This is a genomic window from Phocaeicola sp. ICN-14070 (assembly GCF_037892625.1).
GTDB classification, from domain to species: Bacteria; Bacteroidota; Bacteroidia; order Bacteroidales; family Bacteroidaceae; genus Phocaeicola; species Phocaeicola plebeius.
In genome coordinates this window covers 91,136-110,853 of the sequence record NZ_JBBKBF010000005.1, presented here as the reverse complement: position 1 = coordinate 110,853, position 19,718 = coordinate 91,136, and the positions used below count along the sequence as shown (strand labels likewise).

Genomic DNA, 19,718 nt, shown 5'->3' with positions numbered 1-19,718 from the left:
TAAATATTATTCTACTGGAACAACCCGAATATTATCCATGCAAATAATTGGTTCACATTCTTTACCGTCAACTCCACCTCCACGCAGGAAAATGCTTAAACCAGCGAATCTGTCCTGAGTCAATTCTGTATCACTGACTAGTCCAGAAACTAATTTATTAAATTCCGACATTTTGAGTGTAACCGTAACCCATTGATTATTTGTATCGTATGAACCAGTTTCTTCCCAAGGAACCCAAACGCCACGAGAAGCCTTTCCTTCTTCATGACTTTCATCATCATTCCAGATGTAATCCTGTGTCTGGTTACTCATAGAAACTTCATCCAATGAAGTAAATCGAATTTGCATACCTTCAGCCATCCATGGATTAGAAGTCGGAATATATACTTCAAATTTCAATGCTAATTCCTCAATTTTATAATCTTCCAGCATTTCCTTAAACTGAGGTAAGTTATAAAGAGGTACACAACCTTCTGTCGCATTCGGATCGGGCCAATACATCATCAGATACTCTCCTGGAGTTTGCCATTGTCCACCAGAAAGGGTGGCAGGCCCCATCACCATATACTTTCCATCCACAGGAGGAACAGAAGCAAGAATCTGTCCTTTCTTTTCATTGTCGCCATTCCAGGAATTTCCTGCAGCCAAAGCACCTTCATATTTTCCATCCCAATCAAACAGAATATTACGTGTATCTTTGTACTGGAAAACTGATTGTCCGGTTCCGTAAATAGACTTCACACGAATATTTCCTTGTACCGCTCCCTCAGGTACTATAAATTTGACTGCCGTTTTCGTGATACTTGTAATCTGCTCTCCTTCCACAGTAATATCTCCAGGCATGGAAATAGTCAAAGGGACATTCGGATCATCTACAAAATAATCACCATACAATACGGCTTCACTTCCAGCTGAAGCATATTCACAACTCATAGAACTAACCACCGGAGCAGGAACCATCACATTAAAATCAAAATCTACTTTTACTCCAGACTTGGTAACCATATAGATTTTATTGGTCACTTCTTCCGGTATGTTCTTAGGAATGTCCACCAAAATAGTATGGTCTGTCATATAACTTGTATTCAAGGTAGCTTTCTGATCATTGAAATAAAGTTCATAGATACTACGCAAGTTATCTCCCACCAAACAAACCGTATTTCCCAGATAGGCTCCTACAAGTAATGAGTCTGCTTCTTCCGGCAATGGAGAGCGCACATATTTCAAAGTAGGAACTCCGTCTGCAATTTCATATTTATCCGGCTGATCTTCACAAGCAGTCATAAAGCAACCCATCATAGCCAATGCTGCCACAAAGAAGCAATTGATATATCTTGTTTTCATTTTATGTATCATTTAAAAGATTAATAACTATACTCCGTACGCACATCCACATGTACGGGATCTTCCATCAAATTAGGATTAAATACCACATCCTCTGAGGGGAACGGCAATGTAAAGCTTTCTTTTGTTACATTAGGCACCTTTGGATTATCAGTATAATGCTGATCTGAAGTAGCATTCCAAGTCGTCTGTCCGGATTCATAATAGGATTTATACAACGTATTCAAATTGTCGTATACATCACGTTTCTGATTTACAAGTTCATTAATCGCTCTTGATGAATCATAATAAGACAAACGTACAAAATCATACCAACGGTCTCCTTCACAAGCCAGTTCCAGACGACGTTCCTTCCAGACATCTTCCCAGGAAACAGAAGCTGGCAATTTGTATTCACTTACCGCACGATGACGTACTTGCCAGAATACATCTCTTGCCTTTTCACTCGTGGTTGAGCCCTGATTTCCAATTACTGCTTCTACATAAATCAGATATACATCGGCCAAACGCAGTAAATGGGTACTCAAACTACTGGACATACTTGCTGCTGATACACCCAGACCTTTCATGTGATCGTTTGCATTGCCATACAAATGCTTCACCTCATTGGCTCCTGTCGGACTTTGCAATTCCCCGGGACCACCTTTACCATAACCATCCTTATCGTAGATGAAGTTGATATAATCGAAGCCTCCCTTATCCTGCCAGAAATATTCATATTTATCGCCCGCCATCATCATGGTTGCTTTACGACGAGTATCAATAACCGATTTGTCGCGGTCCTTCGGATTCTGATCCGGAGTAACTCCAAAAGCCAGCTGTAAGTCAATGGAAGGACCATTATAACCACCCCAGTTATCTCCAAATTCATCAAATCCCACCATGGCCAAGTCCGACTGTAATGTATTCTGCGCCGTGTACTGACCGCTTGCCGCATCCCAACGCCAGCCAATCAGACTTTCTTCACAGTTATTATTCTGCAAACGGAATATATCTGCATAGTTTTCCATCAGTTTGCGACCTGAATTATCAATCACATCTTCTGCCAATTCCTTAGCTTTATTCAAAGCCGCCTCATCACGCATACCATTTTGACCTACGCCTGACTTTGTCAAATAAACCTTTGCCAGCAATCCTTCAGCTCCATAATAATCTATACGTCCGGCATCACCTTTCATGACATTTCCATCCTCATCTTTAAACAATTCCATTGCTTTCTCCAATGTCATGACAATATATTCATAGACATCAGCCAGCATGACCTTCTTTTTGTCATTATAAGTTCCATCTGCCAGTTCTTTGGAATTATCGTGTACAATAGGTACAGCCCCGAAAGTACGTGCCAGATAGAAATAAGCCATAGCTTTCCAAGACAAACACTCAGCCATACACTGTCTTCTGACATTCTCAGAACAGTTAGCAGTTTGCAGAGTCTTGTACACCGTATTACAATAGGCTATAACAGACCACAAGGAATAAGACATATTAACCAAATCCTGATCCGTTCCATTCACTGTGAAATCCAGATAAGGACTTTTCCCCCAATAATAATTACCAGACATCACTTCACCCACTTTAAAGAAACCACGCTGGAAATCATACCATGGAGAGTTATACAAGAAATTGACTCCCTGCACACACTGGGTATCATTCTGGTAAAAATTAGATTGATTATAATTGTCTTCAGTCGGTCGATCCAAAAAATCATCACAAGAAGTTGCTCCCATACCAAAGACCGCAGCCAAAGCCACATATTTAATATTCTTGATTTTCATATACAGTCAAATTTAACAGGTTAAAAAGAAACATTCAGTCCGAATGAATATACAGTAGGCGACGGATAACGTCCGTAATCCAATCCGTACACATTAGTGCTTTGCGTACTGGCTCCGATTTCAGGATCGTAACCATCATATCCTGTAATTGTCAATAAGTTCTGAATATTCGCATAAAGTCGTAAGTTATTAATACCAAACTTCTTGATTAATTTACTTGGGAAAGTATAACCCAGTGTAATATTCTTCAAACGGATGTAAGAACCATCTTCCACATAACGGTCGCTAATACGGTCATTGTCGTTCGGGTCCTGAATAGAAGCACGAGGAATAACAGCTTCCGGATTAGAGACACGCACATTAGTCACATCATCATACCAATACTGGCCGGCAAGATAAACTTTATCCGGATCAATCGGTTCCAGTCTGGCACGACCCGTTACCGAGTTCAACTGATTTTCCCATGCAGAATTCATGTGAGTAAGCTGCATACCCAAATAATTCATTACCTTATTTCCATAAGAACCATTAATAAATATCGACAGGTCGAAATCCTTGTAACGGAATGTATTGGTCCATCCAAAAGTAAATTTCGGCATCGGAGAACCCAAGTTCGTCTTATCATATTCATTAATTACTCCATCAGGTTTTCCATCCGGACCACTAATATCCTTATATTTGATGTCACCCACCCAAACTGTATTCTTTCGGTTAAACACTCCGTTTGACGGATACTGCTCTGGTTTCGGAGATTTCTGCAGGTCTTCATAATCCTGATAAACGCCATCACATACATAACCATAGAAATTATACAATGACTCTCCTACATTGGACACACTAACTACGTCATTCCATTGTCCATAGCCAACAATTTGTGCATTGGCCGTTCCACTCAATGCCTTTAATTTATTCTTATTGAATGAAATCTGGAAATCAGAATCCCACTGAAACTTTCCAATTAACGGATGCGTGTTGAGTGAAATTTCCACACCGGCATTCTCAATACTACCATAGTTACCATAAGGAGGATCCAAACGGCTGCTGGTATTCCCCTGAGTTCCCATATAAGAAGGTAACTGCAAAGCCATCAACATGTCATTTGAAACCTTTTTATACCAGTCTACAAGCAAATTAATACGGTCCTGAATGAATCCCAAATCCAGTCCTACATTCCACTGTGCCTGAGATTCCCACTTGATGCTGGTATTCGGAATATTTTTCGGACGATATCCCGTTCCGAGACTTGAACTCATTTTCACGATAGAAGTTCCCCACAAATATCCTCCAATATTTGCATTACCGGTCTGTCCCCAGCCTAAACGTAATTTACCATTACTAATTACACCAGACAAAGGCTTAAAGAATTCTTCATTTGAAAAACGCCACGAACCAGCAAGTGCATGGAAGCCTGCCCAACGGTTATCCGGGCCAAAGTTTGAAGAGCCATCGTAACGGTAAGTGTAAGTTCCGTAATAACGGTTATCGTAATTATAAGTCAGACGAGTGAAGAACGATGCCATGGCTGAACTGCCAAACCCAGAGCCAATTACCGGAGTAGCGGTACCTAAAGCCGGATTATGCACAGCATCAGAAGGCAAACTGGTATTGGTTACGCTGATATTATCATAATTAGACGCCCAACATTCCTGTCCCAGCATGGCCGTAAAATTATGCTTGTCTATCATACCGCTATACGTAACATAATTCTTGAGTTGCCAGAATGTACTGCTGTTCTTCTGAATACTACTATAGTTACTGTCGCGCTTCCAACTACCAAAGTCCACCATAGGTTTATAACGTTCACCTCTCGAAGCGCTAATATCATAGCCCAGTTCCGCATGCCACACCAGATTCTTTATTGGGGTAACCTCAAAGAAGATGTTACCTGTCAACTTCTGGCGGTTCAGCAGTACCTGGTCCATCATAGCCATTGCAATCGGGTTCGGATTCGTGTAACCTTCACGCACAATGGTCGCATAATTCCCGTCAATATCATAAATAGGAATATCAGGGACAGTTTTCAATGAATAATTAATAATACCCTGTTCACCATCTGCCAGTTTCAAATCTTCGTCCGTAGATGAATAAGTAGCACTCAATCCCAGTTTCAACCAGCTTTTTAACTGAGAGTCCAGATTGACACGGAAAGAATAACGATTAAAGTTGGATCCGATTAACGTACCATCCTGATCCATATAAGAAGCGGAAACATAATATTTAATTTTTTCCGTACCTCCTTCAGCAGAAACCTGATGCTGGTGTTGCAATGCAGTCTGGAAAACCGCATCCTGCCAGTTCGTTCCTTTACCCAAGATGGAAGGATCGGCATAATACCCGTTCACATCCAATTCGCCCACTTGCACAAATTCATTGTAATAATTAGCAAACTCACGCAAGTTCATCATATCCAGCCGTTTGGTCTGTCTCTGTACAGCCAGCATGCCATCATACGTAAATTTAGCCTCACCAGCCTTACCTCGTTTAGTCGTAATCAATATCACTCCATTTGCTCCTTGCGCTCCATAAATCGCGGTTGCCGAAGCATCCTTCAAAATTTCCATTGAGACAATATCGGCAGGGTTAATGGTAGAAAGCGGAGAAATGGTAGATACAGAACCATTACCTAAAGCATCTCCCAGACCAAAATCAGCCCCTGAGGCGCCTCTTCCTTGTACAATTACTCCGTCAATCACATATAGAGGTTCCGCATTGGAATTAATGGTAGCTTGTCCACGCACACGGATAGAAGACGAAGAACCCGGAGCTCCTGAAGTACTTACGGCAGAAACACCCGCTGCACGTCCCTGTAAAGACTGGTCCAGGTTGGTAATTACAGAACCTTTTATCGCATCTTCCCCCACTGATACAGAAGCACCAGACAAGTCACTTTTCTTCATGGTTCCATAACCCACTACCACCACTTCATCCAAAGTCTCGGAATCTTCTTTCAATACAATATGTAAAGATGTCTGGTTTGTGACCTTTATGGTTTGTGTTACATAACCTATATAAGAAATCTCCAGTGTAGCTCCAGAAGAAACATTTAACACAAAATTACCATCAATATCCGTAATTACCCCATTAGTTGTTCCTTTTTCCAGAACATTCGCTCCAATCACAGTTTCACCGGCAGCATCAACTACTTTTCCTTTAATCTGCCTTTTCGCTTGCTGCAACACTTCCGATGCATGAAGTTCAGAAGCCTGCACCTGATACACATTTCCCATAGAAACCATGGCAAATGCACCAGCAACCAGCGCACATCTTTTTACATTTTTATTCATAGTGTATCACTTGTATGATTAATAATTCTTCATCAATAGATATATGCGAAAAGCCAACAAACGGAATCCTCTCTACATAATATCAGATTAAAAGTCGCTTTATATTACAAATTTCTTACAATCACAAAGGTAGAAACAATCACATTGTAATAATGATACAATTTTATCTATCACTTGTATAAACAAATCACCGACTGTTCCTTCTCTCCTTCTACCCTGCACAATCATCAACCGGATTCTGTCCCTTCATGAAATGTGTGTATTCAACTTCTATTATATCATTCTTCATTTGCTTACATGCAAACAAAATATTCACACAACTCCGAGGCAATAGAAAAGAAATTCGTTTCTGCATACTTATTAGATTTATTTCAACGCTGCAAAATTAGCCGATAAGCACTGATAAAAATGATATAATTTTATCATATACTGATTGAGTTTCATTTATTCCCCATCTAAACAGAAAAATGGCCCTCTTTTCTCAATACCTGATAAAAAGAGGGCCTTCCTTAATTCTATATTATACCATTAAATAATAGTACGTTTCTTTCTGTAATTATCTCTAAACTCTTTTGGAGAACATCCTTTCTTCTTTTTAAATATGCGATTGAAATTAGATAAATTATTAAAGCCACACTCATAACAGATTTCAGCTACTGCCATCGTTGAATCAACAAGCAAACGCGTGGCATAGCCCAACCGCAAATCAATAATGTAATCTGACAAATTCTTACCTGTACGCAACTTAAAGAAACGACTGAAAGATACTTCGGTCATACCTACCATATCAGCCAGCTGCTTCAGCTTTATTTCCTCTTGATAATGCTTTCCTATATAGTCTTGTACTCTTTGTACACGCCTACTGTCTGAATGCACCTCTATTTTGGCAAACGAAGAACTTGAAAGAGTACGCGCCTGGTCAGTAAACAAAGAAAGTTCATAAAGCAAGGTCAGGAAATGTACCACGGCATAAAACCCTTTCATCTCGGGAAGCTTGTCAATCAATGAGTATACTTTCATCATGGCATCCATGGGAAAACAAAGCCCATACTGTGCTTTATCCAGCATTTTACGAATCATATCAAACTGATTTGTTTCCACCAGTCCGTTCATAAAAGAAGGAACAAACTGAATAGTTATTTCCCGGATATTTTCTGAGGTACACGTATTTTGTTCCCACACATGTTCCAAATCAGGACTCGTAATTAATACCAAATCATAATCACCTATCACTTCAGCCGAATCCCCGACTACACGACGCACTCCAGGTGCATGCTCCACAAAGTTCAGTTCAAACTCACGGTGACAATGCATAGGATATGTAAACTCTTTCTTATGCCGATCGGCAATGTAAAAGCAATCTTTATCTGAAAGAGGAGTTATTTCTCGTATAAAATTCTCATTCAACAACTTTTCCATAGCAGTACGTTTAAAAAGGAACAAAATAAGGCCATAATTAAAAGTTATTATTCTCAGAAAAAGCGTCTCATTCTCTATTTTTCTGTTTTCCACAAAAATAAGATAAAAACATATTAGTTTTATCACAAAACAACACCTATTTTTGCAGACAAATAAATAATTAAACAAAATCTATTATCAAAACTGAAAAGCATGAGTGCAAAAAGCAAACTTTATCTTTTAGCAGGCCTTTCTTTCTTGGCCGGAAATGCAATGGCACAGCACATCTGTATTTCTACCCCTAACACATCGCTCGTACTGAATGCGCCCAATGGAGGTGAGCTAAAGTATCTTTACTATGGAAGCAAACTGAGTGAAACAGACTTGCAACACATCAATGAAGCATCTAATTGTAACCATACGGCTTACCCCGTATATGGAATGAATTGTCCGGGAGAAGCTGCTCTTTCTGTAAAACACGCCGACGGCAACATGTCTACACAAATGGAGGTGGTAAGTGTCAGCACTAATCAGGAGAAGCAGTCTACATTAACGACTGTCCACCTGAAAGACAAAGTATATCCGTTCTATGTCGACGTGCACTACAAAGCATATCAGGATGTAGACATGATAGAAACTTGGACGGAGATAAGCCACACAGAAAAGAAACCGGTATATCTGAGCCAGTTCTCTTCTGCCTACTTACCCATTCGCAGAGGAAATGTATGGCTTTCACACCTGTCTGGTTCATGGGCAAACGAAGGACAACTGACACAAGAACCGCTACAGCCGGGAATGACCGTAATTAAAAATAAAGATGGGGTACGCAATTCACATACCTCACATGCAGAAGTGATGTTCTCACTCGATGGAAAACCACAGGAAAATACAGGAAGAGTCATTGGAGCCGCCCTTTGCTACACAGGCAACTACAAACTGAAAATTGATACTGACGACAGCGATTATCATCAGTTCTATGCCGGCATCAACGAAGAAAACTCTTCATACATGCTTTCTAAAAAAGAAGTATTCCGCACGCCTGCCGTAGCCCTGACTTACAGCGACGAAGGGCTGAGCGGTGCAAGCCGTAATTTCCACAAATGGGGACGGACTTACAAACTGGCCCATGGCAATGTAGTTCGTGATATTTTATTGAACAGCTGGGAAGGTGTGTATTTCAACATTAACCAGAAAGGAATGGACCAGATGATGAGCGACATTGCTTCAATGGGAGGCGAGCTTTTCGTGATGGACGACGGATGGTTTGGAGACAAATATCCACGTAAGAACGACAGCTCCTCACTGGGTGATTGGGTAACAGACAAAAACAAGCTTCCGGAAGGTATTGAAGGATTGATAAGAGATGCAAAGAAACATGGCATCAAGTTTGGTATCTGGATAGAGCCGGAAATGGCAAACACAATCAGCGAATTGTATGAAAAACATCCTGAATGGATACTGAAAGCTCCTCAGCGTGATCCGGTTCTTGGACGTGGAGGTACTCAGGTAGTACTCGACTTGGCGAATCCGGAGGTACAGGATTTTGTTTTCAAGGTTGTTGACGACTTGATGACACAGTACCCCGACATCGCTTACATTAAATGGGATGCCAACATGGCCATTATGAATCACGGCTCCAACTACCTGACAGCTGATAAACAAAGCCACATGTACATAGAATATCACAAAGGCTTTGAGAATGTATGCCAGCGTATCCGTGCCAAATATCCGGACTTAGTGATTCAGGCTTGTGCCAGTGGAGGCGGTCGTGCCAACTATGGCTATCTTCCTTACTTTGATGAGTTTTGGGTAAGCGACAACACGGATGCACTGCAACGCATCTACATGCAATGGGGAACATCTTACTTCTTCCCTGCCATTGCCATGGCTTCGCACATCAGTGCGGCTCCCAACCACCAGACTTTCCGCACCGTTCCACTTAAATACCGCATCGATGTAGCTATGAGTGGACGATTAGGAATGGAAATCCAGCCTAAAAACATGACCGATGAAGAAAAAGAACTGTGCCGCAAAGCAATAGCCGATTACAAGAAAATCCGTCCGGTAGTTCAGTTAGGAGATATTTATCGCCTTATTTCTCCATACGACCATCTGGGAGTAGCCTCCTTAATGTATACCAGTCCGGAAAAAGACAAGGCTGTATTCTACTGGTGGAAAACAGAACATTTTGTCAATCAGCACTTACCGCGTGTAACAATGGCCGGACTTCATCCCGACAAGACTTACCGTATCACAGAGTTGAACCGGATTGACAATCAGCCGTTGCCCTTTGAAGGGAAAGTCTACAGTGGAGCATTCCTGATGGAAAACGGCCTGGAAATTCCTTATACTCATCAGGTAGACTATCATAAATTAAATGATTATGCCAGCCGAGTATTGTATCTGGAAGAAGTAAAATAAATTTCACCATACATACACACAATAATAGCCGGACTTGCCACCCACATGGCAAGCCCGGCTTTATTATATGAGAAGAATCTGCTTATTCCCAATTATCCGTACGGAACGGATACAAGGGCAATTCACGCAAGTTGGCCACATTACCCGGCTGAAAGTCACGGAAGCAATAGCGTACGGCAACAGGCTGTGCAACCTTGTCGCAAGTCACCTTTATCTGCAAATTATTGTACACTTCAGCTTTTGCCTTTCCCCACAGACAAGCCTCAGTCTGCTGTTGCAATACCATATTGTCACTCACAATGTCGGGCAATGTAATCTTGCCCCATGCTCCAGCCTGCACCATCAGCAGACAGGCACTCACAATTCATTTTTTCATCTTACTCTATTTTTTAAGTCGCCATTTCTACAAAAATGATATGAGGAAGAGTGTTCTCAAAACAGAAAGTTAAAATTGCACGTTTCTCATAATATCATATTCTTTTTCACAAAGATAGTACATCTATCTTCATTACAATTAATACTTTTTTATCCAAGTTTTTCCAAATCATCCTCCAAACCTCAGTACTTTCTTGAAAGTACTCCAGTACTTCCATAGTAGTACTTCAGTACTTCCCCGTCAGTACTGGAGTACTGGCAAGGAAGTACTGGCAACGATAAAGGGACTGTAAATCAGAACCTTCTTTTTATAGCAACAAAACTTATCAATTTCTGTAAATTGAATACCAAAATAAATTCCATTATATAGCCCAACTCTCATTTTAAATTATAACTTTGCGAATAAAGAACTCAAACTTGAAAGATATGAAAGTAGCAATCATCGGAGCCGGAAACATGGGAGGTGCCATTGCCCGTGGACTGGCCAACGGACATTATATTCAGGCACAAGAAATTTCGGTATCCAACCCCAGTGCCGGCAAGCTGAACGCACTGAAAGCGGAATTTCCTGCCATTCACGTAACGCATTCCAATAAAGAAGCGGCAGAAGATGCGGACATTATCATTATTGCCGTCAAGCCGTGGAAAGTGGAAGAAGTGCTGAAGCCGCTGAGATTAAGAGGACCACAGATTCTGGTATCGGTGGCAGCAGGACTGACTTTTGAAGACCTGGCACATTTTGTAGACCCGGAAATGCCGATGTTCCGCGTCATTCCTAATACGGCCATTTCAGAAGGAGCCAGCATGACACTGATTGCTGCACGCAATGCTTCGGAAGAACAAATTACTTCCCTCACTACGCTCTTTAACGAGATGGGACGTTCCATGCTGATTGAGGAGAAACAATTCGCAGCTGCCACCTCACTGACTTCCTGTGGTATTGCCTACGTACTGAAATACGTACAAGCTGCCATGCAGGCAGGAGTAGAACTGGGTATCAAGCCACACGATGCACAGACCATGCTGGCACAAACCCTGGAAGGGGCAGCCAAGCTTTTGCTGAACAACGAAAATGCGCATCCGGCCACAGAAATCGAGAAAGTGACTACTCCGGGAGGAATTACCATCAAGGGTATCAACTCGCTGGAGCACGACGGATTTACCTCGGCCGTTATTCACGCCATCAAGGCCAGCTTATAAAAACATCATACGGGGAGCTTCGTGCTCCCTTTTTCATTACAAAACCTGAACCGACATGAAAAACAACATTCTTATCACTATGGGAATCCCTACTTCACAAAACCTTTTTTCGCCCATTTCAGGCTGTTCCACCGTTTCACAAAGATAAAGGCACGGATGTTCTCGTCGAGCAGGAAGGCACACCACATACCGACCAGTCCCCAACCCAGATGAATACCGAACAGATAGCTGAGTCCGACAGAGACCGTCCACTGCACAATCAAGCCGACATAGAACGGGAAATTCACATCACCAGCCGAACGGAGGGCATTCGTGGCATAGATATTTACAGCACGCCCTATCTCTACGATGACATCGACAATGAGAATGGTCACTCCCAACCGGATAATATTCTCGTTGTCCGTCAGCATACTGAAGATTGTATGACCGAATATGGCCCAGATGCACGAAAGTCCCAGCGAAACTAAAATGGACAAACGCATGACGTACTTTCCCAACAGGTAGGCCGCACGTATTCGCTTCTGCCCCACCAGATGGCCGATACTGATGGCTCCTCCTTGTGCCATGGCGATGGCAAAAAGATAGACAAACATGGTGGTATTCACCGTATAGGTTCGTGTGGCCAGCGAATCATTTCCTAAGATATTGATTAAATAGGTGATGACCACCTGCGAAAAACTGTACGACATATTCTCTCCGGCAGAAGGAACTCCTACCTTCAACAGGTTTTTCAGTTCTATCCAAGGGAAAGGACGGAAAAGAGCCATCGGGAAAGACGGGATGTGTTTTCTGAAGAGAATGACAAACAAGACAATCATGCTCACCCCACGGGCTATAGAGGTAGATATGGCTGCTCCTTCTGCTCCCATGGCAGGCAGGCCGAACTTTCCGAAAATCAGGGAATAGTTTCCGATAATGTTCATCACGTTGACCAGCACCGTAACCAGCATGGGATAAATGGCTTTGTTGGCACTACGCAAGGACGCGGAAATAGTCAGCGAAATAGCCTGGAAGAAAGCAAACGCACCTACAATCTCCATGTATCCGATACCATATTTCAGCAGTTCCGGACGGAGTCCCATCCATCCCAATAATGTAGTTGCTCCATAGTGCAGAATGGCACTGACCACCAGTCCTACGACCAGGTTCAGCAACAAAGACACACCGACCACCTGCACCATCTTGTTCCTCATTCCTGCTCCCAAGTACTGCGAACACAGCACAGAAGTTCCGATATTGATTACCTCGAAAATAAGGAAAGCAAACATCACAATCTGGTTCACCACCCCTACTGCCGCCACACTTTCATCGGAATACTGACTCAGCATAACGGTGTCGACAGCACCTAACATCATAATCAATAAGGTCTCGATAAAGATAGGAATCACGAGCTTCGTCAAGCCTTTCCGGATACTTGTTTGTTGAATTGCCTGTTCCACGTACTAACTCTCTAAAAAACGTGACAAAATTACAACATTTAGCCCGTAGAGTGTCTTGACCTATATCAATTTAAAGGTGTAAATCCTACAATGTACTATTTTCCCCCTTTTCTTTACTATTTTCCCCCTCTGAATCCTAATAAAATATGATTTTTGCAATACCTAAAAACAATTATTATGAAAACCAAGCAATTTCTACTGATCGTATTAGCATGTCTTTGCATTCCTTTTGCACAATTATGGAGTAATCCTGTAAACGGACTCTTGGAAAGAATTGATCCGGGAGCTTCCAAGAAATTCATCATACAAGTAAAAAAAGGGCAATCCGATTTTTTTGAACTCGACCAGAAAGGTGACAAAGTAGTCATTCGGGGAAACAACTACGTAAACATCACTACCGGCTTGAACTGGTATCTGAAATATTACGCAGGCATTCATCTCTCATGGAACGGCATGACTGCCAAGTTGCCGGAAAGCTTGCCGAAAGTTTCTACTCCGGTACGCAAGGAAACCAACCTCTCCTTACGCTACGATTTCAACTATTGTACTTATTCCTATACCATGGCTTTCTGGGACTGGAAACGCTGGGAAAAGGAAATCGACTGGATGGCACTACACGGAATCAACCTGCCACTGGCAGTAGTAGGTCAGGAATGCGTATGGAAAAACATGCTCGAAAAATTAGGTTATACGAAAGAAGAAATCAATAAATTCATTGCAGGACCTGCTTTCTTGGCATGGTGGGCCATGAACAACCTGGAAGGATGGGGCGGCCCCAATCCAGACAGCTGGTACACACAGCAGGAAGCACTTCAGAAGAAGATTCTGAAACGTATGCGCGAATATGGCATCGAACCGGTATTCCCGGGCTATTCCGGTATGGTACCTCACGATGCCAATAAAAAATTGGGACTGAACGTAACCGAACCCGCATTGTGGAACGGATTTACCCGTCCGGCTTTCCTGCTTCCTACCGACTCACGCTTCAACGAAATTGCTTCTTTATATTATAAGGAACTGGAAAAACTGTTCGGCAAAGCCAACTATTACTCTATGGACCCGTTCCACGAACTTGAAGATGCGGGAAGTGTAGATTTTGATGCAGCCGGAAAGGCTGTACTTAAAGCAATGAAAGATGTCAATCCGAAGGCTACATGGGTGATTCAGGGATGGACGGAAAACCCGCGTCCGGAGATGATAAAGAACCTGAACAACGGGGATATCCTGATTCTGGACCTGTTCAGCGAATGCCGCCCGATGTGGGGTATTCCTTCTATCTGGAAACGTGAAAAGGGTTATGAGCAGCACGACTGGCTGTTCTGTATGATAGAAAACTTCGGAGGCAACGTGGGTCTGCACGGACGTATGGACCAGTTGCTGAACAATTTCTACCTTACCAAGAACAATCCATTAGCCGCCCATCTGAAAGGTATCGGCCTGACCATGGAAGGTAGCGAAAACAATCCGGTGATGTTCGAACTGATGTGCGAACTTCCCTGGCGTCCGGAAAAATTCACCAAGGAAGAATGGTTAAAAGACTACCTCTTCGCACGCTACGGTGTACGGGATGAAAAAATTACACAGGCATGGAGCATTCTTGCCGACGGCATCTACAACTGCCCGTTTGGCAATAACCAGCAAGGCCCTCACGAATCCATTTTCTGCGGCCGTCCTGGACTGAATAACTTCCAGGCATCCAGCTGGTCTAAAATGCAAAACTATTATGACCCGACCAGCACGGAAGCGGCAGCCCGCCTGATGCTGGAAGTAGCCGACAAATACAAAGGCAACAACAATTTTGAATACGATCTGGTAGACATCGTCCGTCAGTCACTCTCTGACAGAGGACGCATCGTCTACAACCAGACCATTGCCGACTTCAAGAGTTTCGACAAAAAAAGCTTTGCTGCTCATTCACAAGAGTTCTTGAACATCTTGTTGGCACAAGACCGTCTGTTAGGCACCAGAAGTGAATTCCGCGTAGGACGCTGGATTGAACAGGCCCGCAATCTCGGAACTACTCCGGAGGAAAAAGATTTGTACGAATGGAATGCCCGCGTACAGATTACCACATGGGGAAACCGCGTATGTGCCAACGACGGAGGTCTTCGCGACTATGCCCATAAAGAATGGAACGGGCTTCTGAAAGATTTCTATTACAAACGCTGGGCAGCTTACTGGCAGACCCTTCAGGATGTGCTCGATGGTAAACCAATGGTTGAACTAGACTACTATGCCATGGAAGAACCTTGGACACTTGCGCATAATCCGTACGCATCGCAACCGGAAGGTGACTGTGTCAGCGTAGCAAAAGAAGTATTTAATAAAGTGTTTCCCAATAAATAACAAGAATAACCATTAATCAGAAAGCACCATGAAACGATTGTTGTCATTAGACATCTTACGCGGCATCACGGTATGCGGCATGATTCTGGTAAATAATGCCGGAGGTCCCGTTTCGTACGCACCGTTGCGTCATTCTGTATGGAACGGACTCACTCCGTGCGACCTGGTTTTCCCGTTCTTTCTGTTTATGGTCGGTATTTCCACCTACATTTCTCTTCGGAAATTTAATTTCGAGCCTACCTCTGAAGTTATCAGAAAGATTGTTCGACGTACATTCCTCATCATCCTGATTGGATTAGCAATTGACTGGTTTGGATATGCTTGTAACGGAAATTTCTTCCCCATAGACACACTACGCATCCCTGGTGTATTGCAACGAATTGGCCTATGCTACGGCATCGTATCGCTTATGGTCATTTATATCAATCATAAGTATCTCCCATGGATTTGCGGTGGATTACTACTTGCCTATTCCATCTTACTTCTGACAGGAAACGGCTATGCCTGTGATGACACCAATCTGCTTGCGGTCATTGACAGAAACGTATTTGGAGAAGCCCATCTTTACAAAAAGAGTCCGATTGACCCAGAAGGCCTTGCCTGCACATTATCTGCCGTAGCCCACACGCTCATCGGATTTATGTGTGGCAGACTGTTGCTGGAAAAGATATCTGTAAGCAAACGGATTGTCAAGCTCATTACAGCAGCTGTAATTATGCTGGTCATCGGCTATGTACTTTCCATTTGGATGCCGATTAACAAACGGGTATGGTCTACCACCTTCGTTTTAGTCACATGTGGCTGGGGTTCTCTGCTATTGGCATTGCTTATGTATGTAATAGACGTAAAGAACATCAATAAAGGATGGACCTTCTTCCTGGTTTTCGGGATGAACCCTTTGTTCCTTTACGTACTGAGTGAAGTGGTAGCCATCATCTTCTCTCAATGGGAAATAAAAGATGCCATTTATCATGCCATTACTATGATTATTTCTGATGAATATTTGGCGTCTCTTGTCTACTCGCTATTATTCTGTTCAGTTATAGGACTGACCGGATACATCTTCCATCGTAAAAGAATTTATATCAAGATCTGATAAAAACTAACCTTTAAAAAATCTAAGTTTATGTGTAAAGTACAATTGAAAAATGCAAGACTAAGGCCATTCGCTTTGTTTATGGCTCTTTTTCTGATGAATGTCTCATGGGCATTTGCGCAGCTCACTGTTACAGGAAATGCGCAAAGTACATCTGGTGAACCACTGATTGGTGTAAACGTGGTTGAAAAAGGTACTACTAATGGAACTGTGACCGATTTGGACGGTAACTATACTCTCCGAGTAGCAAAGGGTAAGACACTTGTATTTTCCTACATCGGTTTCTTATCGCAAGAAGTTGTAGTAAACGGTGCAAAAGTCAATGTAACCCTGAAAGAAGATACAGAAACATTAGACGAAGTAGTTGTTATCGGTTATGGTAGCATGGCTCGTAAAGACGTTACCAGTTCTATTACTACTGTAAAAGCAGACCAGTTAAATGTTGGTGTATTCTCTGATGCAGCCAGCATGCTGCAGGGTAAAGTGGCTGGATTGACTATCACTACCACCGGTGACCCGAACGGTTCTCCGAGCATCACATTGCGTGGTTCTTCATCTTTACGTACTGGTCAGGCCATGCAGCCTTATTATGTAATCGATGGTATTCCGGGTGTAGACATCTCTATAGTGGCTCCTGACGACATCGAAAGTATCGATGTACTCCGCGATGCTACTGCAACTGCCATCTATGGTTCAAAAGCAGCCAACGGTGTAATCATCATCAATACCAAGAAAGGTAAACATGGAGCAGAACGTACCAATGTAAGCTATAGTGGTTACGTAGCCTTCGATAATATTCTCAACACCCTGGATATGGCAAGCGCAGATGATTTGCGTGCTTATGCAGAAGCTACAGGAGCAACTTTGGCTAATGATATGGGTGCAAACACCAACTGGCAAGACGAAGTGCTTCGCACAGCTATCAGCACCAATCATAACCTCTCAATCAATGGTGGTGCCGGTAAAACTACTTACATGGCCAGCATCAACTATCAAGACCGTGAAGGTGTGATTACAGGCTCTAGCATGGACAGATTAAATGTCCGTTCTTTAGTAACAACAAAAGTACTGAAAGATCGTTTGGAACTTTCTGCTGGTGTAAATGCCAAATATGGTAAAGCAATCGGTGTGCCAATGAACAACGAAGGTGCCTCTGTATTGGATGCAATGAATTACTTCTCACCGATGCTCCCGGTAAGAAACGAAGATGGTTCATGGACAACAGGTTCTGGTTCAAAAAATTACAACCCATTGTCTCTGATTTATGAAAATACATCCGAAACAATGTACAAGAATACACAGTTGCTGGGCAAAGCAAGTTTGGAAATCATCGAAGGATTGAAATGGAATGTAAACTACTCATTCACCAACAACCAAAGCACCTACAGTGCTTATGACAGCCACAATACCCAGCTGGAAGGTATCAGTGCATACAATGGACGTGCTACTCGTAACACATACTTCGGACACGAACATATCTTTGAGACCTTTGGTAACTATGATACCACTATCAATGACATTCACAAACTGTCAGTAATGGCCGGTTATTCCTGGGAAGAAAAGATGTCGAACGATGGATTCGGACTGACTGTACACGATTTCTATGATGACGTATTAAAATGGAACCAGCTGACATACGCCAGCACCATCGACGGTATACCGGCAGTACAAAGCGGAACCAAAGAAACTATCCGTAACATTTCATTCTATGGTCGTGCCAGCTATTCTTTCAATAGCAAATACATGATTCAGGCTACAGTTCGTCGAGATGGTTCTTCTGTATTTGGCAAAAATAATCAATGGGGTACTTTCCCTTCTGTCAGTGTAGCATGGAACATCACTGAAGAAAACTTTATGAAAAATCAGAACTTGTTCGACAACTTGAAATTCCGTTTAGGTTATGGTGTCAGTGGTAATGCTTTAGGTTTTGGAGCTTACACAGCTATCGCTACTTACGGAGCATCCGGCTTCTTTAATTACAACGGAAAACAATGGCGTACACTGGCAGCGACTAAAAATGCAAACCCTGATTTGAAATGGGAAACTACAGGTATGTTTAACGTAGGACTTGACTACGGACTTCTTAATGGACGTCTTAGCGGTACAATCGAATTCTACAATAAAAAGACTAAAGATTTGATCTGGAACTATCCGGTTTCTACAAACCTTTACCCATTTGGTGACATTGCAGCCAACGTAGGTGAAATTACCAATCAAGGTATCGAAATATCTATCAACGCTGTTCCTGTTCAAACTAAGAACTTCACATGGAATACAACTGTGACTCTTTCACACAACAAAAATACCGTAAACAGACTGTCTAACGATAAATTTGAAGTAGGTGTATTTACACAAGGTGACCCGATGGTAGCAGGTGTTTCATCAGAAGGTTACACACAACGTATCATTGAAGGTGAACCTCTCGGAACATTCTTTACTTACGAATTTGCAGGTTTTAATGACGCAGGCAAGGCTACTTACTACGTAAGAGATGAAAATACTGGTGAACGTACAGGTGAGACTACAGAACAGCCAGGCTACAAAGACCGTACTATTACTGGATGTGCACAGCCGAAACTGAACTTCGGATGGAACAACACATTCAACTACAAAAACTGGAATGCAACTGTATTCTTTACCGGAGTTTTCGGAAACGATATTTACAACGGTACACGTGCCAACTACATGAGCCCTGAAATGCTGGCCGGTGGTAAGAATGTACTGAAAGAGTTCCTTGACAATCCGACTACCTCAGCAAGTCTTCCGTCAGACCGTTTCATTGAGAATGGTTCTTACCTCCGCTTGAGCACTCTTTCTTTGGGTTATACATTTAAGAATTTCAACGGATGGTTACAAAATCTGCAACTGTATGTAACTTGCAACAATCTGTTCACAATCACTGGTTACAAAGGACTTGACCCAGAAGTAAACATGGGTGGTATTGATCCAGGTATCGACTACCGCTGGAGCGTTTATCCACACACTCGCACTACAATGGTGGGTGTAAAGATTAATTTCTAATTTATTAATATAGAAAACA

10 protein-coding genes and 1 pseudogene are annotated in these 19,718 nt (G+C 42.4%); 5 read left to right on the top strand and 6 right to left on the bottom strand.

Annotated elements, in window-relative coordinates:
* Positions 1 to 6 precede the first annotated feature (6 nt).
* The 4 genes from WKT20_RS02880 to WKT20_RS02865 all read right to left on the bottom strand — a co-directional run bounded on the left by WKT20_RS02880 (position 7) and on the right by WKT20_RS02865 (position 7,822).
* Entirely contained in the window at positions 7 to 1,344 is a 1,338-nt protein-coding gene (locus WKT20_RS02880) for a glycan-binding surface protein (RefSeq protein ID WP_340416798.1), read from the bottom strand.
* Positions 1,345 to 1,364: 20 nt separating this feature from the next.
* A complete protein-coding gene (locus tag WKT20_RS02875; RefSeq protein ID WP_007564361.1) occupies positions 1,365 to 3,119 on the bottom strand; it encodes a RagB/SusD family nutrient uptake outer membrane protein in 1,755 nt (584 codons plus the stop codon).
* Between the two features lie 20 nt (positions 3,120 to 3,139).
* On the bottom strand, positions 3,140 to 6,403 hold the full coding sequence (locus WKT20_RS02870) for a SusC/RagA family TonB-linked outer membrane protein (protein WP_340416797.1): 3,264 nt from the start codon (positions 6,401 to 6,403) through the stop codon (positions 3,140 to 3,142).
* A gap of 528 nt (positions 6,404 to 6,931) precedes the next feature.
* On the bottom strand, positions 6,932 to 7,822 hold the full coding sequence (locus WKT20_RS02865) for an AraC family transcriptional regulator (protein ID WP_118494150.1): 891 nt from the start codon (positions 7,820 to 7,822) through the stop codon (positions 6,932 to 6,934).
* A gap of 192 nt (positions 7,823 to 8,014) precedes the next feature.
* Here WKT20_RS02865 and WKT20_RS02860 point away from each other — a divergent pair, with 192 nt between their 5' ends.
* Positions 8,015 to 10,222, top strand: coding sequence for an alpha-galactosidase (locus tag WKT20_RS02860; RefSeq protein WP_340416796.1), 2,208 nt, complete (start codon positions 8,015 to 8,017; stop codon positions 10,220 to 10,222).
* 82 nt (positions 10,223 to 10,304) lie between these two features.
* On the opposite strand, the pseudogene WKT20_RS18290 reads toward WKT20_RS02860, so the two are convergent.
* Positions 10,305 to 10,463: pseudogene (locus WKT20_RS18290) on the bottom strand (sialate O-acetylesterase); the annotation flags it as partial.
* A gap of 551 nt (positions 10,464 to 11,014) precedes the next feature.
* On the opposite strand from WKT20_RS18290, the gene proC reads away from it, so the two are divergent.
* Entirely contained in the window at positions 11,015 to 11,797 is a 783-nt protein-coding gene (gene proC / locus WKT20_RS02850) for a pyrroline-5-carboxylate reductase (protein WP_340416795.1), read from the top strand.
* Positions 11,798 to 11,886: 89 nt separating this feature from the next.
* On the opposite strand, the gene WKT20_RS02845 is transcribed toward proC, so the two are convergent.
* A complete protein-coding gene (locus tag WKT20_RS02845) occupies positions 11,887 to 13,236 on the bottom strand; it encodes an MATE family efflux transporter (RefSeq protein WP_117702647.1) in 1,350 nt (449 codons plus the stop codon).
* Between the two features lie 177 nt (positions 13,237 to 13,413).
* Between WKT20_RS02845 and WKT20_RS02840 the strand changes: the two genes are divergently transcribed.
* The 3 genes from WKT20_RS02840 to WKT20_RS02830 are packed head-to-tail and all read left to right on the top strand — an operon-like array spanning position 13,414 to position 19,699.
* Positions 13,414 to 15,582 carry an alpha-N-acetylglucosaminidase gene (locus WKT20_RS02840; protein WP_340416794.1) on the top strand — a complete coding sequence of 723 codons (2,169 nt, stop codon included), beginning with the start codon at positions 13,414 to 13,416 and terminating at the stop codon, positions 15,580 to 15,582.
* Positions 15,583 to 15,610: 28 nt separating this feature from the next.
* Positions 15,611 to 16,678, top strand: a complete 1,068-nt coding sequence (locus tag WKT20_RS02835; protein WP_118441347.1) for an acyltransferase family protein — start codon at positions 15,611 to 15,613, stop codon at positions 16,676 to 16,678.
* A 30-nt stretch (positions 16,679 to 16,708) separates the two neighbouring features.
* Positions 16,709 to 19,699 carry a SusC/RagA family TonB-linked outer membrane protein gene (locus WKT20_RS02830; protein WP_117702650.1) on the top strand — a complete coding sequence of 997 codons (2,991 nt, stop codon included), beginning with the start codon at positions 16,709 to 16,711 and terminating at the stop codon, positions 19,697 to 19,699.
* Positions 19,700 to 19,718: the final 19 nt, after the last annotated feature.